Source organism: Micromonospora sp. NPDC005298 (assembly GCF_040607375.1).
GTDB lineage: Bacteria > Actinomycetota > Actinomycetes > Mycobacteriales > Micromonosporaceae > Micromonospora.
Window position 1 is genome coordinate 81,245 of record NZ_JBEXGP010000013.1, and the last position, 14,084, is coordinate 95,328.

Genomic DNA, 14,084 nt, shown 5'->3' on the forward strand with positions numbered 1-14,084 from the left:
TGGGCGTCAGGGCTGCTGCTTGGCGCGCTTCGCGGCACCCCACAGCGAGCCGGGGTTGACCCGTCGCGGATGCCTGTCGAGCATCGCGCGGTACAACTCCTCGGCGGTCGTGGTGTCGGCGTCGAGCAGGTCGAACTCGCGCAGGTAGGCCGCCGTCCCGGCGAGGATGCGGGGGTCGTCGGGCCGGTCCGGGTTCTTGTGTCCGGCCACCACGGCGGCCGGGTCGAGGTCACCGAGCCGGTCGAGCGTGGTGGCCCACTCCCGACGTGTCGCGGCGGTGCTCTCCGACAGGAAGGGATGGGTGTCGTTGTAGGCGACGTCACCGGCCACGATCAACCGCAGGCCCGGCACCCAGACGACCGTGCTTCCGGCCGTGTCGCTGAAGCCGGTCTGAAGAACCTCCAGCCGCTCCCCTTCGAGGTCCAGGTGGTCGTCGCCGAGCGGTTCGGGGATCGTCAGCCGGGCCGGGATCTGGCCGGGGAACAGCCGCTCCCAGAACGAACTCACCATCTCGGGCCCCGTCTGGACCCGCGCCGCCGCCACCGTCGCCTCGGTGGCCACCGCCCGTACGCCGGGGAACGCCCGCGCCAACTGGCCCAGACCGAACAGGTGGTCGCCGTGGCCGTGGGTGACGTAGACGTGGGTCAGTCGACGCCCGAACGACCGCACCCAGCTGATCAACTGCTCGTTCTGTTCGACGGTGACGAAGGTGTCGACGAGCACCGCGTCCTCCTCGCCGATCAGGAGCGTGGCGGTGTTGGTGACCCACTGGAGGTCCTCCGGGCCGTACGGCAGGTCCCGGGTCAGGCTCGGCCTGCGTACGTGGTGAACGGCGTACCGCATGACAACTCCGTCCTGTCCGCGAACTGCCTCACGCCGCCGCGGCGCGCGTCTGCTCGTCGTCGGCGGCCATGGCCTCCTGCCGGTCGGGTTCCTCGCGCAGGATCGCGGCGTGCAGCCACGGGTCCGGGATGGCGAAACCGTCGACGAGGGTGCGCATGTGCGGGCGCAGCTCCTTGAGCAGAGCGTTGACCACTCCCGTGACGGCCTTGGCGCGGGCCGGCGTGAGGCGACCGTGCTCCAGGAACCATCCCTTGTTGGCCTCGATGACGCTGAGCGCGTACAGGTCGCAGACCCGGGAGAGCAGCTCTCGGACCGTCGGGTCGGCGGCGTCCTCGATGCCGGCGACGAATGCCTCCAGGGTGATCCGGTCGATGTGCGCGGCGGCCACGGTCAGGACGTGGTCCTGGACGTCGTTGAAGATGTCGAAGGGCCGGTCCTTCTTCGTGGCCGCGCCGCCCCGCAGGCGGCGGACCGCGCCGTCCAGGAGGTGCCGCTCGCGGTCCTCGAAGGCCTTGAGCTGCCAGCCGCGGTCGGTGACGGCGACCTCCTCGTCGCGACCGGGCACGGCGCCGATCAGCCGTTCGATGAGCGACCGCGCGGCGGTGCGCTCGAGCACCATCTCGCGGACCTGTTCGGCGACGAAGGAGGCGCGTCCCCAGCCGTCGAGCGAGCCGAACTCGTCCCGGTAGCCGGTGAGCAGCCCCTTGGCAACCAGTTGCAGCAGCACCGTGTTGTCACCCTCGAAGGTGGTGAAGACGTCGGTGTCGGCCTTGAGGCTGGGCAGCCGGTTCTCGGCCAGGTACCCGGCGCCGCCGCACGCCTCGCGGCACGTCTGGATGGTGCGGGTCGCGTGCCAGGTCTGCGCGGCCTTCAGGCCGGCGGCCCGGGACTCCAGCTCCCGTTGCCGGTGGTCGTCGACCGGGCCGTCGCCACCCTGCACCTCGCTGAGCGCGGCGACCAGCTCGGTCTGGGCGAAGTGCAGCGCGTACGTGGTGGCCAGGGCGGGCAGCAGCTTGCGCTGGTGGGCCAGGTAGTCGTTGAGCAGCACCTCGCGCTCCGCGTCGGGCGTGCCGAACTGGCGCCGGATGTCGCCGTAGCGCACCGCGATGGTCAGAGCCGACTTGGTGGCCGCCGACGCGGCGCCGCCCACGCTCACCCGGCCGCGGACCAGGGTGCCGAGCATGGTGAAGAAGCGCCGGGAGTCGTTCTCGATCGGGCTGGAGTACGTCCCGTCCTCGGCGACCTGACCGTAGCGGTCCAGCAGCATGTCCCTCGGCACCCGTACGTGGTCGAAGGTGAGCCGTCCGTTGTCCACGCCCAGCAGGCCGGCCTTGGCCCCGGCGTCGCCGATGCTCACGCCGGGCATCGGGTTGCCCTGCTCGTCGCGGATCGGCACCAGCCACGCGTGTACGCCGTGCCGTTCACCGTTCGTGATCAGCTGCGCGAAGACGACGGCCATCCGCCCGTCGCGGGCGGCGTTGCCGATGTAGTCCTTGCGGGCCGCCTCGTGCGGGGTGTGCAGGTCGAAGGTCTGGGTCTGCGGGTCGTACGTGCAGGTGGTGCGCAGTTGCTGGACGTCCGAGCCGTGCCCGGTCTCGGTCATGGCGAAGCAGCCGAAGATCTCGCCCGAGACGATGTCCCGGAGGTACGCCTCGTGGTGCCGTCGGGTGCCCAGGGCCGCGACCGCGCCGCCGAACAGCCCCCACTGCACGCCCGCCTTGACCATCAGCGACAGGTCGACCTGCGCCAGCATCTCACTGGCGATGATCGAGCCGCCGACGTCCGAGCTGCCGCCGTACTCGGCGGGGAAGGCCGACGCCATACCCAGCTCGGCGGGGAGTTCGCCGAGCAGTCGGGTGATCCGCTCACGTGCCTGGTCGCCGGTCTCGCCGTACACCGGGAGGAAACGCTCGTCGAGGTGCTCCCGGTGCGCGTTGCGCACCTTGGCCCACGGTCCGTCGAGGACGTCCTGAAGGCCTGCGAGATCGATACGGTCGGACGCGTGATCGGGCATGGTCACCCTCCGGATGCCGGACATATGGTCACAGTCTGTACCCAATCAAGAGTACGGTCCCCAACCGTGGTCCTGTCCGGCAGACGGCGGTGAAACGGGACACCATCGCCGCGTCGCCGCGCCACCGGTGCGGGGCGGCCGGCCGGTGACGTCACCCGGGCGGCAGCACCGCCACCCCCTGCATCTCGATCAGCAGGTGCGGGTGGGGCAGTTGGTGCACGGCCACCGTGGTGCGCGTCGGCCCCGTCTCGTCGAAGAACTCGCCGTACACGGCGTTGTAGCCGCCGAAGTCGTTCATGGTCACCAGGTACGTGGTGACCTGCACCAGATCGGACAGGTCCGCGCCGACGTCGCGCAGGATGTCGCGCATGTTCTCGATCACCGCGCGGGTCTGCACGGCGATGTCCAGCGACGCCGTGCCCAGCGCGTCCACGGTCGCACCGGCGATCGTGTTGTCCGGGCGACGGCTGCTCGTACCGGAGACGAAGACCAGACCGCCCGCGACCTTGACATGCGGGAACCGGCCGCGCGGGACGGCCTTGCCGGCGACGGTCCTTGCCCCGCTCATGCCGACGCCCGCAGCGACGCCGTGCCGAGTTGCTCGACGGTGACCCGTACGTGCGCGCCGGGCGTCAGCGGCACGGCGGCGGTCGCCGCGCCGGCCAGCAGCACCCAGCCGTCCCGCAGGTCCCCGGCGAGACGGGCCGCCTCGGGCAGGGCGCGACGCGGGTCGCCGAGGATCGCCGCCGTCGAACCGACCTGCGCGACCCGGCCGTCGACCTCCAGCAGTACGCCGAGGTTGTCGACACCGTCCGGCACCGGCCGCCACGGCCCGACGACGAAGCCCGACGCGGACGTGTTGTCGGCGATCACCTCCGGCAGGGTGAACCGGAAGTCCCGGTAGCGGGAGTCGATGAGCTCGATGGCGGGAGCGACCGCGACGATCGCACCGCCCTCGACGAGGAACGCGACCTCCGGCTCGACCTTCGGATGGATGCGTTCGGACAGGCTCACCGTGCCGCCGTCCGGTACGCGCATGGCGTCGGTGAGCCGGCCCCAGATCACCTCGTCGACGCCCATCTGTGTCATCTTGGCGCGGCTGGTCAGGCCCAGCTTGAGCCCGACCAGCGTCTCGCCGCGGTCCAGCCGCCGCGCGACCAGGGCCTCCTGCACCGAGTACGCGGTGGCCACGTCGAGCCCGGCGTCGGCCCCGAACTGCGCGACCGCCGTACGCGACACGGCGGCCTCGTCGAGACGGCCGGCGAGGGTGTCGATCACTGGGTGTCCTTCCCGGCGTCCCGGACCAGGTCCAGCGCCACGTCGACGATCATGTCCTCCTGGCCGCCCACCATCCGGCGGCGGCCCAGCTCCAGCAGAATCGTGCGCACGTCCACCCCGTACCGGTCGGCCGCGCTCTCGGCGTGCCGCAGGAACGACGAGTAGACCCCGGCGAAGCCCAGCGACAGCGTCTCCCGGTCCACCCGTACCGGCCGGTCCTGCAACGGGCGCACCAGGTCCTCGGCGGCGTCCATCAGCGCGAACACGTCACAGCCGTGCTGCCAGCCGTTCAGCTCGGCCACCGCGACGAACACCTCCAACGGCGCGTTGCCCGCCCCGGCACCCATCCCGGCCAGGGAGGCGTCCACCCGGCGCACCCCGTGCTCGACCGCGACGAGGCTGTTCGCCACCCCCAGCGACAGGTTGTGGTGCGCGTGGATGCCGATCTCCGTGCCGGGGTCGAGCACCTGCCGGTACGCGTCCGCCCGCTGCGCCACGTCCGTCATGGTGAGCCGGCCGCCGGAGTCGGTGATGTAGACGCAGTGCGCCCCGTACGACTCCATGAGTTTCGCCTGCCCCGCCAGGGTGACCGGGTCGGCCATGTGCGACATCATCAGGAACCCGGCGACGTCCATGCCGTTCTCCCGGGCCCACGCGATGTGCTGCGCGGAGATGTCCGCCTCGGTGCAGTGCGTCGCCACCCGCACGCTCGTGACGCCGAGATCGCGGGCGGCCCTGAGGTCGGCGATCGTGCCGATGCCGGGCAGCAGCAGCGTCGTCAGCTTCGCGCGGGTCAGCACCGACGCGGCCGCACTGATCCAGTCGGCGTCGGTCGTGGCACCGTGGCCGTAGTTGACGCTGGACCCGGCGAGGCCGTCGCCGTGCGCCACCTCGATCGCCGCCACCCCGGCGGCGTCCAGCGCCGCCGCGATCTCCGTGACCTGACCGACCGTGTAACGGTGCCCGATGGCGTGCATGCCGTCGCGCAGTGTGACGTCCTGGATGTAGAGGTCGGTCACGACGAGACCATCCGTTCGGCGGTGCGCAGCGCGGCGCTGGTCATGATGTCGAGGTTGCCGGCGTACGCGGGCAGGTAGTGACCGGCGCCGGAAACCTCCAGGAAGACGGAGACCTGCACGCCGGTGAAGTGTCCGCCGAGCGCCGGCACGTGCGCGTCGACCCTGGTGAACTGCACCTCCTGCTTGAGTCGGTAGCCGGGCACGTACTGCCGCACCGCGGCCGCCATCGCCTCCACCGACGCGGCGATCGCCGCCCGGTCGGCGTCCGCGTCCGGGCAGAGGCAGTAGACGGTGTCGCGCATCAACAACGGCGGCTCCGCCGGGTTCAGCACGATCACCGCCTTTCCGTGGCCCGCCCCGCCGACCACCTCGATGGCGCGGGCCGTCGTCTCGGTGAACTCGTCGATGTTGGCGCGGGTACCCGGCCCCGCCGAGCGGGACGCGATCGAGGCCACGATCTCGCCGTACGCCACGGGCGTGACGGCGGCGACGGCCGCGACGATCGGCACGGTCGCCTGCCCGCCGCAGGTGACCATGTTGACGTTGCGCTCACCCAGGTGGGCGTCGAGGTTCACCGGGGGTACGACGTACGGGCCGATCGCGGCCGGTGTCAGGTCGACCACCCGCGTGCCGTGCCGGCGCAGCACCGCGTTGTTGTGCCGGTGCGCGCCCGCGCTCGTCGCGTCGAAGACGATGCCGACGTCCGCGAACTCCGGCATCGCGACGAGCCCGTCGACACCCCCCGCGGTGGTGGCCACGCCGAGCCGGCGGGCCCGGGCCAGGCCGTCGGAGGTCGGATCGATGCCGGCCATCGCCACCATCCGCAGCGACTCCGACAGCCGCAACACTTTGATCATCAGGTCGGTGCCGATGTTGCCGGAACCGATCACCGCCACACCGGTGCTCATGCGTCGCCCTTCGAGAAGCAGGCCCGGACGCTGCCCAGGCCGGAGATCCGGGCCTCGTACGCGGCGCCCGGGGTGACCGCCACCATCGGCCCGAGCGCGCCGGACAACACGGTGTCCCCGGCGCGCAGCGGACGACCGTTCGCGGCGAGCGTCGCCGCCAGCCAGGCGACGGCGTGCAGCGGGTTGCCGAGGCAGGCCGCTCCCGCCCCGACGGAGACCGGCTCGCCGGCGTGCTCCAGCACGGCCCCACACAGCCGCAGGTCGAGGTCCCGCACCCGGCGCGGGGTGGTGCCGAGCACGTACCGGCCGCTGGAAGCGTTGTCCGCCACCGTGTCCACGATGGAGATGTCCCAGCCGGCGATCCTCGAATCGACGATCTCGATGGCGGGCAGCAGGTGGTCCGTGGCCCGCACCACGTCGGCGACGGTGACCTGCTCGTCGGGGAGGTCCCGCCCGAGGACGAACGCGACCTCCGCCTCGACCCGCGGTTGCAGCAGGTCCCGCAGGTCGATCTCGGCGCCGTCGGGGACGGCCATGTCGCCGAAGAGGACGCCGAAGTCGGGCTGGAAGACACCGAACGACTCCTGCACCACCCGCGACGTCAGGCCCACCTTCGCCCCGACCAACCGACGGCCCTCGGCGAGCCAGGCCCCGACCTGCGCCTGCTGCACGGCGTACGCGGCGCTCAGGTCCCCGGCCGGCAGGAGGTCGTCGCGCAGCGGCGTCCGGGCGACCCCGGTGGCGTACGCGTCCCGCAGTGCCGCGGCCGCGCCGTCGATGTCGGCCCTCATCCGAGGTCCACGCAGACGTTCGTGAGTTCGGAGTAGAAGTGCAGCGAGTGCGCGCCGCCCTCGCGGCCCACACCGGACGCCTTCACCCCACCGAACGGGGTGCGCAGGTCCCGCAGGAACCACGTGTTCACCCAGACCAGGCCGGCGTCGAGTCGCGCCCCGGCCCGGTGCGCGCGGCCCACGTCACGGGTCCACACGGTGGCGGCCAGGCCGTACTCGCTGTCGTTGGCCAGCGCGAACGCCTCGTCCTCCTCGTCGAAGGGCGCGATGTGGCAGACCGGTCCGAAGATCTCCTCGCGGACCGTGCGGGCGTCCTGCCCGAGCCCGGTCAGGACTGTGGGCTGCACGTACGCGCCGCCGTCGCGGTCGTCGCCGAACGTGGGCACGCCACCGCCGGCGAGCACCGTGGCACCCTCGGTACGGGCCAGGTCGTAGTGGCCGAGCACCTTCTCCCGGTGCTTGCCGGAGATCAGTGGCATCGTCATCGTCGCGGCCTCCGACGGCCAGCCGTACGCCAACTCCCCGGCACGCTTCGCCAGCCGGGCCGCGAACTCGTCGAAGACCGGCCGCTGCACGTACAGCCGTTCGGTGCACAGGCACACCTGGCCGCCGTTGGTGAAGCTGGACCGCACGGAGCCTTCGACGGCCGCGTCCAGGTCGGCGTCGGCGAAGACCAGCCCGGCGTTCTTGCCGCCCAACTCGAAGGAGACGGCCTTCACCCCGTCAGCGGCGGAGCGCATGATGGCCGAGCCGGTCGCGGACTCGCCGGTGAAGGTGATCGCGTCCACGCCGGGGTGCCGGGTGAGCAACTCGCCCGCCGAGCCGGGGCCGAAGCCGTGCACCAGGTTGAACACGCCGTCGGGCACGCCGGCCGCGGCCATCACCTCGGCCAGCACGGTCGCCGACGACGGTGTCTCCTCGCTGGGCTTGACGACCACCGCGTTGCCGCAGGCCAGCGCGGGCGCCACCTTCCAGGTGAGCAACAGCAGCGGCAGGTTCCACGGAACGATGATCGCCACCACGCCGACCGGCTTGCGGACGGCGTAGTTCAGCGCCCGCCCGCCACCCGCCGTGACCGTGGTGAACGATTCGGTCGGAGTGGACGTGATGATGTCGGCGAACGTCCGGAAGTTCGCGGCGCCGCGCGGGATGTCCAATGTGCGGGCCTGCGTCACCGACTTTCCGGTGTCGGCGACCTCGGCGGCGACGAGATCGTCGAAGCGGCGCTCCAACTCGTCGGCGACGCGGCGGAGCACGACGGCCCGCTCGCCCTCGCCCATCGCGCCCCACGGCCCGCGCAGCGCGGCCCGCGCGGCGTCCACGGCGGAGTCCACCGTGGACGCGTCGGCTTCGGCGACGTGCAGGATCGTCTCGCCGGTCACCGGCGACACCTTCGCGAACGGGGTGCCGCCGGTGACGAATTCACCGCCGACGTAGTTCGGCAGCAGCAGATCTCCGCTCGGGCGGCCGTCGATCAGCGCGCTCGGCCAGTGGGTGGTACGCCCGGATGTCATGGGCAACGCCTCTCGGTCCCTATCGTTCGGTCGCGGAGTCGGCGACGAGCGCCACGACGGCCGCGTCGGCCGTCGGCTCGCCCGTGGCCGCGGCGGCCGCCTCGTCGGTGGCGACCAGCACGACGGTGCCGACGCCCACGTTCAGCGGGTCGATCGCGACGAGGTCGTGTCCGTCGCCCCGGGGCCGGACCAGCACCAGCCGGCGGCCCTGCAGCGACGGCAGGATCTTGTCCGGCCAGACTTTCGCGACGACCTCACCGAGCAGCATCAGCTCTCTCCCCGCAGGCTCGCCATGACCTCGCGGATCCGGGCGGCCTCGGGATCCTCCAGCAGCGCGGCGGTGGTGGGGTGCGGCTTGGGGTAGACCTGCGAGCTGCGCAGGTCGCCGTGCGCCCGGACGGCGGCCTCGCCAGCGGCGACGGCCTGCCGGACGGCCGCGAGGCTGCCCTGCACGGCGACGGCCAGGTAGCCGCTGGTCACCCGCTCCACGGCGACGCAACGGACGTCCGCAGTTTTGATCATGGCTTCGATTCCGGCGGACAGGGCCACGACGCCCCGGGTCTCGACGATGCCGATGGCGATGTCAGAAGGCATGTGCTGTTCTCCTTACCGGGTCAGTTGCCGACGAGGCGGGGGTCCACGGCGAGCGCCGACACGGCGTCGCAGGGGCTGGCGAAGACGATGGAGTGCACCGTCCGGCTCTTGGCCTTGGCGGTTGCCTCGCCGATGTCGACGGCCTCCTCGACGGTGGCCAGGTCGCCGCGCAGCGCGACGGCGACGATGCCGCCGCCCAGACGGACGACGCGGGTCACCTCGACCTCGGTGGCCTTCACCATCGCGTCGACCGCGTCGAAGATGGCGGTGTAGCCCTCGGCCTCGACGAAGCCGGCAGCCATGTTCCGCATGAGTTCTCCTTCTCCAGTGTTCAGGGCAGATTCCAGGACAGGACGGCGCCGCCGGTGCCCCAGAGCGGTCCGTACGCGTGCAGCTGCGCCGGACCGGCGGCCGCCCCGGCGCCGGCGGCGAACGCCAGCGCGCGGAACTGGCTGTCGGCCTGCGCCTGGCGGGCGAAGTCCTCGCGGATCTTCAGCACCTCGTCGACCTTGCCGGCGGTCAGCAGGTCCAGCACCCGCCGGTTCCAGCGGTCGTGCGCGGGGTCGCCGATGTGGTCCTCGTGCGGCTCGATCCACTGCTGGATCAGGCCTGACGACATGCCGGTGACCACGACGACGGCGGCGCGTACGCCGGCCTCGCGGGCCGCGGCGGCGCCCGCCGCGCCGACGTCGGCGAGCGTCTGCGCGTCGGCGTAGAGGTTGCACGACACCTGCGACCAGCGCAGCTCGCGATCCGGGTCGAGCAGCGCCGACGTGATGATGGTGCCGGTGTCGATCGGGAACCCGTCGTAGCGGGTACGCCGGGCCTGCATGCCGCCCTTCTGCACGTGATCGGCCCACCGTTCGGTGAACGGCACGTCGAAGCGCAGGTCGTAGCGGAGCAGGCCGTAGTCGTAGGCGTACCAGTTCTCGTCGACGTGCTCGCCGCGCGGGTTCGGGTCGCACTGGAACTGGTGGCCCAGGACGGTGAACCACTGCGTGGACAGCAGCAGCACCACGTCGGGCTTGAGCCGGCGCAGCCGGTCGCCGACGTCGCGGGCGGCGCCGGCCAGGTCGGCCCAGCACTTGGCGGGATTCTCCGCCAGCAGGTGCGGCATGCCGGGCAGCAGCGCACCGGCGACGATCCCGGTGTCAGCCACGGTGTCCTCCCTGGGGGGTCCACTCGACGACCGCGTTGCCGGTGCCGATGATCGTGCCGTAGCCCAGGACGTCACCGGGCACCTGCGGCCAGCCCATCGCGGCCAGCATCCACGTGAGGCTGCCCGCCTTGGTCTCCGACGAGGTCGCCTCGATGTGTTCGCTGATCAGCTCCCGCAGCGGCGCGGTCGGGCCGCGGCGCATCGCCTCCAGCAACTTCATGTCCCAGCGGTACTGGTGGTTGTTGTACGGGTGCTCGCGCTCCATGTCCTCCGGCAGGTCCGGCTCCTCGTGCCAGTGGAGGTGTGACAGCGAGTTGGAGGCCAGCAGCACGGCGCGGCGCCCGGTGCGCTCGACGGCCCGGCGGGTCGCCTCACCCAGCACCTCCATCTCCTCCAGCGACGCGTCGGAGTAGAAGTACGGGTTGTTGTTGGCCGACAGCGACACGACCGGGATGTCCCAGGCCGGGTTGACCAGGTGCAGCGCGCCGATGGTGGCGTAGTCCACCCGTACCCGAGGGTCGCGCAGTTTGCGGGTGACCAGGCCCAGGTCGCTGGCCTCGTCGGCGATGGCCTCACCCAGCTCCACGTCGGAGCGGAAGTCGTAGGAGTAGCGGAACAGGTGCGGGAAGATCGGCTCGACGGAGACCCCGCGCGGGTTGGGCACGCAGTTCACGTGGTGGCCGACCATCGTGATCCAGTGCGGGGCGTGCACGATCAGTACGTCCGGGCGGTGCACCTCGCGGATGCGCTGCCGCAGCCGCTCGTACGCCCAGCGCAGCACCTCCCACCCGCCGGTGGAGCGTGGCTCGTTCTGCGGCGGGTTCTCGGCGTAGATCAGGTGTGGTGGGTGCGGGCTGAGCACCCCCGCGACGATGCCGGCGCGGGCGGACGGCACCTCCGGCAGCCGGTCCGCGGTCTCGGTGCGGCGGGCACCGCCCGTGCGGGCGGGCGCCACGGGAACCCGGAAGACCCTGCTCATGCCTGTCCCTCCCCGGTCGTGCCCCGGTCGGCCAGCACCCGCACGAACGTGCGCTCGTCGGGTTCGGCGCCGAGGATCTGCAGCCCGTCGTCGTCGAGGGCCAGTTGGTCGTCGGCCAGGTCGGCGTCGTGCCGGACCCAGGCCCGCAGGGGTGCGGGGTGCGCGCCGTGGATCTCCACGAGGGCGTCCTCGGCCAGGCCGGCGCCGGGGGCCACGTAGGCGAGCCGCTGCCGCCCGCGCTCCCCGGCGTACGGCCTCCGGTCGCTCGTGGTGACACGCAGCCATCGCCGTCCCGCGCGCATCTCCCGCCGGGCCGCCGCGGTCCCGCCGGTGTCGACGCGGCCGTCGTCGTCGAGGCGCAGGCCGTAGCGGCGCTCGGCCTCGGTGGCGGTGAGGTATCCCTGCGCGACGTCATCGGCGACGTCGGCGGGTTCACGGTCGAGCGGGTCACCCCAGCCTCCGCCGCCCGCGGACTCCATGACGAGGACGTCGCCGGCACGCATCGGGAAGCCGGCGACCTTGCCGGGGGTCTCGAAGTCGACCCGCTCGCCGCTCGCGCGGACCACGTACGTGACGGTCGGGGCACCGGGGCCGCCGTGGTGCAGACCGTACGGCGGCACCGTGGTGCGGTCCGTCTGTACGGAGTAGGCGCCGGTGCTGGCGAGCAGTCGGGTTTCGCGTCGGCTGCCGAGCCCGCCTCGGCGTACTCCGTCTCCGCACGAGCCGAGGCGCAGCTCGGACGCGTCGACGAGGATGGGGATCTCGGTCTCCAGCCGTTCGACGGACTGGATGGTGGAGATGTCCCCGAGGTCGACGGGGTTCATCGCGCTCGGTCCGTCGGCTTCCAGGAACCCGCCGTTGCCGCCGGCCGGGTAGTCGTAGTACAGGTAGGGCCGGCCGGTGCGCTGGTCCACGCCACCGATGAGGTTCTGGAAGGTGGTTCCGAACTGGTCGGCCGCGATGAGGTCGGGCGCGACCTGGCTCAGCGCGGCCATGACGGCGGAGATGACGCGCTTGCGCACCTCGCTGTGGGCGTTGGCGGGCGCCGGATAGGCGACGTGTACGACGGTGCCCGGCTCCGTGTGCACCCGCAGCGGACGGAAGGCGCCGTGGTTGACCAGGCCGCCGGGATCGAGCGCGCTCTTGACGGCGATGAAGACGCCAGCGACGGTCATGGCATGCGAGGAGTTGACGACTGCCGCGACCTGCGTGGACGATCCGCGGAAGTCGGCGTCGATCTCGTCGCCGTCGACCGTGAGCACGCAGCGCACCAGCGCGGGATCGTACCGACCGTCGGTGTAGAGGTCGAGGTAGTCCTCGTAGCGGTAGACGCCGTCGGGCAACTCGCGGATGCGGTCGCGCAGCCGCTGCTCCGTGCGGTCCATGTTGGCGGCGACGCTGTCGAGCAGGAGTTCGGCACCGTAGCGTCCGACGAGTTCGCGCAGTCGCCGCTCGGCGGTGTGGCAGGCGGCGATGCAGCTCTCCAGGTCGCCGCGCCGTTCGTCGGCCATCCGCACGTTGGCGAAGAGGATGGCGTACGCGGCGGCGTTGGGGCGCCCCTCTTCGATCAGTTTGATCGGCGGGATGCGCAGGCCCTCCTGGAGGATCTCGGTGGCCTGCCCGGAGACGCTGCCGGGGGTCATCCCGCCGATGTCCGCCCAGTGCATGCGCACGCAGGGGAAGAGGAACAGCTCGCCGTCGACGAAGACCGGGGTGATCAGGGTGACGTCGTTGAGGTGGCTGCCGCCCCGGTACGGGTCGTTGACGATGTACAGGTCGCCGGGGCGCATCTCGTCGGCGAAGTCGGCGAAGATCTCGGCGACGGAGGCCGGCATGGCGATGACGTGCCCGGGCATGTCGCGCCCCTGGGCGACCATCTGGCCCTTGGGGTCGAACAGTGCGCAGGAGAAGTCCTGCGCGTCGGCGATGACGGGGGAGTGCGCGGTGCGGAAGATCGTCTGGCGCATCTCGCGGACGATCGAGATCAGACCCTCGGTGACGATCTCGAGGTCGATCGGGTTCAACGTCTTGGTCATGCGACGCCTCATGTGTTCCGGCTCGTTGTGCCGAGCGGTTCGGCCTTGACCTCACGTGGACCATAATGTGGTCCGTGGTTTATATTGTGAAACACTATCAACCGAGAAAGTGGGAAGCAAGATGTCGCAGGCCGCAGAACCCTCTTCAGCTGCGGAGGAACCCGTCGCCCGGGAGTCCGGCACCCAGGCGCTCGACCGCGCCCTCAGCGTGCTGCTGGCCTTCCGCGGTGGCAGCGTCGAACGCAAGGTGAGCGACGTCAGCCGGGAGCTCGGGCTGCACAAGTCGACAGCCAGCCGGCTGTTCCGGGCCCTCGCCGACACCGGCTTCCTGCACCGCAACGACGAGACCGGCGCCTACCGGCTCGGCGTCACCGTCTTCGAGCTGGGCGCCTGTTTCCTCGCCGGGCTCGACATGCACGCCCTGGCCCGGCCGCTGCTGCACCAACTCGCCCAGGACGAGGGCGAGTCGGTGAACCTCTCCATCCGCGACGGCTCGGACGCCCTGTCGATCTACATCGAGCACGGCACCCGCAACGTGCAGCTCGTCTCCCGCCTCGGCCGCCGCATCCCCCTGTGGTGCAGCGCGGCCGGCAAGGCCCTGCTGGTCGACCTCGACGACGAGCAGATCCGGGCCATGTTCGCCGGCACTCAGTTCACGCCGCTGACCCGGAACACCATCACCGACCTCGACACGTTCGCCAAGCGGATGCACCAGGTCCGTGAGCAGGGGTGGGCACTCAACGACGAGGAGAGCGAGGAGGGCCTGCGCGTCGTCGCCGCCCCCGTACGCGACCGTCTCGGCCACGTCACCGCCGCGATCAGCGTCTCGGGGCCGATCTTCCGCCTCGACGAGGCCCGCGTCGCCGAGCTGGCCGCCGCCGCCGTCCGCACCGCGAACGAACTGTCGCGTCAGATGGGCCACGGCGTCGGCGCGATCTGGGGGGACTGA

General features: G+C 71.7%; 15 protein-coding genes. 1 reads left to right on the forward strand and 14 read right to left on the reverse strand.

The features are described from left to right. Window positions 1-6: 6 nt before the first annotated feature. The 14 genes from ABZS77_RS19100 to ABZS77_RS19165 all read right to left on the reverse strand — a co-directional run bounded on the left by ABZS77_RS19100 (window position 7) and on the right by ABZS77_RS19165 (window position 13,135). Window positions 7-843: an MBL fold metallo-hydrolase gene (locus tag ABZS77_RS19100; protein WP_354824208.1), complete on the reverse strand. Its 837-nt coding sequence runs from the start codon at window positions 841-843 to the stop codon at window positions 7-9. Window positions 844-871: 28 nt separating this feature from the next. Further along, the gene (locus ABZS77_RS19105; RefSeq protein ID WP_354824210.1) at window positions 872-2,857 is read right to left on the reverse strand and encodes an acyl-CoA dehydrogenase; all 1,986 of its coding nucleotides are present in this window, start codon (window positions 2,855-2,857) and stop codon (window positions 872-874) included. Window positions 2,858-3,008: 151 nt separating this feature from the next. Continuing rightward, window positions 3,009-3,425 (reverse strand): RidA family protein, encoded by a 417-nt coding sequence (locus ABZS77_RS19110; RefSeq protein ID WP_354824212.1) that lies wholly within the window; start codon window positions 3,423-3,425, stop codon window positions 3,009-3,011. After that, entirely contained in the window at window positions 3,422-4,135 is a 714-nt protein-coding gene (locus ABZS77_RS19115; RefSeq protein ID WP_354824214.1) for a fumarylacetoacetate hydrolase family protein, read from the reverse strand. The genes ABZS77_RS19110 and ABZS77_RS19115 overlap by 4 nt, the downstream gene beginning before the upstream one ends. Then, on the reverse strand, window positions 4,132-5,154 hold the full coding sequence (gene dmpG / locus ABZS77_RS19120; protein ID WP_354824216.1) for a 4-hydroxy-2-oxovalerate aldolase: 1,023 nt from the start codon (window positions 5,152-5,154) through the stop codon (window positions 4,132-4,134). The genes ABZS77_RS19115 and dmpG overlap by 4 nt, the downstream gene beginning before the upstream one ends. Then, window positions 5,151-6,062, reverse strand: coding sequence for an acetaldehyde dehydrogenase (acetylating) (locus ABZS77_RS19125; protein WP_354824219.1), 912 nt, complete (start codon window positions 6,060-6,062; stop codon window positions 5,151-5,153). Before ABZS77_RS19125 ends, dmpG begins: the two co-directional genes overlap by 4 nt. Further along, window positions 6,059-6,853 (reverse strand): fumarylacetoacetate hydrolase family protein, encoded by a 795-nt coding sequence (locus ABZS77_RS19130; RefSeq protein ID WP_354824222.1) that lies wholly within the window; start codon window positions 6,851-6,853, stop codon window positions 6,059-6,061. The genes ABZS77_RS19125 and ABZS77_RS19130 overlap by 4 nt, the downstream gene beginning before the upstream one ends. Next, window positions 6,850-8,328 (reverse strand): 2-hydroxymuconic semialdehyde dehydrogenase, encoded by a 1,479-nt coding sequence (locus tag ABZS77_RS19135; protein WP_354824392.1) that lies wholly within the window; start codon window positions 8,326-8,328, stop codon window positions 6,850-6,852. Before ABZS77_RS19135 ends, ABZS77_RS19130 begins: the two co-directional genes overlap by 4 nt. A gap of 58 nt (window positions 8,329-8,386) precedes the next feature. Continuing rightward, complete coding sequence (locus ABZS77_RS19140) at window positions 8,387-8,635, reverse strand: EutN/CcmL family microcompartment protein (RefSeq protein ID WP_354824225.1); 249 nt, start codon at window positions 8,633-8,635, stop codon at window positions 8,387-8,389. Then, window positions 8,635-8,961: a BMC domain-containing protein gene (locus tag ABZS77_RS19145; RefSeq protein ID WP_354824228.1), complete on the reverse strand. Its 327-nt coding sequence runs from the start codon at window positions 8,959-8,961 to the stop codon at window positions 8,635-8,637. The genes ABZS77_RS19140 and ABZS77_RS19145 overlap by 1 nt, the downstream gene beginning before the upstream one ends. A 20-nt stretch (window positions 8,962-8,981) precedes the next feature. Continuing rightward, window positions 8,982-9,272 carry a BMC domain-containing protein gene (locus tag ABZS77_RS19150; RefSeq protein ID WP_354824231.1) on the reverse strand — a complete coding sequence of 97 codons (291 nt, stop codon included), beginning with the start codon at window positions 9,270-9,272 and terminating at the stop codon, window positions 8,982-8,984. 20 nt (window positions 9,273-9,292) lie between these two features. Beyond that, a complete protein-coding gene (locus tag ABZS77_RS19155) occupies window positions 9,293-10,120 on the reverse strand; it encodes a 2-amino-5-chlorophenol 1,6-dioxygenase subunit alpha (protein WP_354824235.1) in 828 nt (275 codons plus the stop codon). After that, window positions 10,113-11,099 carry a tRNA U-34 5-methylaminomethyl-2-thiouridine biosynthesis protein gene (locus tag ABZS77_RS19160; RefSeq protein ID WP_354824237.1) on the reverse strand — a complete coding sequence of 329 codons (987 nt, stop codon included), beginning with the start codon at window positions 11,097-11,099 and terminating at the stop codon, window positions 10,113-10,115. Before ABZS77_RS19160 ends, ABZS77_RS19155 begins: the two co-directional genes overlap by 8 nt. After that, a complete protein-coding gene (locus tag ABZS77_RS19165) occupies window positions 11,096-13,135 on the reverse strand; it encodes a hydantoinase B/oxoprolinase family protein (RefSeq protein WP_354824240.1) in 2,040 nt (679 codons plus the stop codon). The genes ABZS77_RS19160 and ABZS77_RS19165 overlap by 4 nt, the downstream gene beginning before the upstream one ends. 121 nt (window positions 13,136-13,256) lie before the next feature. On the opposite strand from ABZS77_RS19165, the gene ABZS77_RS19170 reads away from it, so the two are divergent. After that, on the forward strand, window positions 13,257-14,084 hold the full coding sequence (locus tag ABZS77_RS19170) for an IclR family transcriptional regulator (RefSeq protein WP_354824243.1): 828 nt from the start codon (window positions 13,257-13,259) through the stop codon (window positions 14,082-14,084).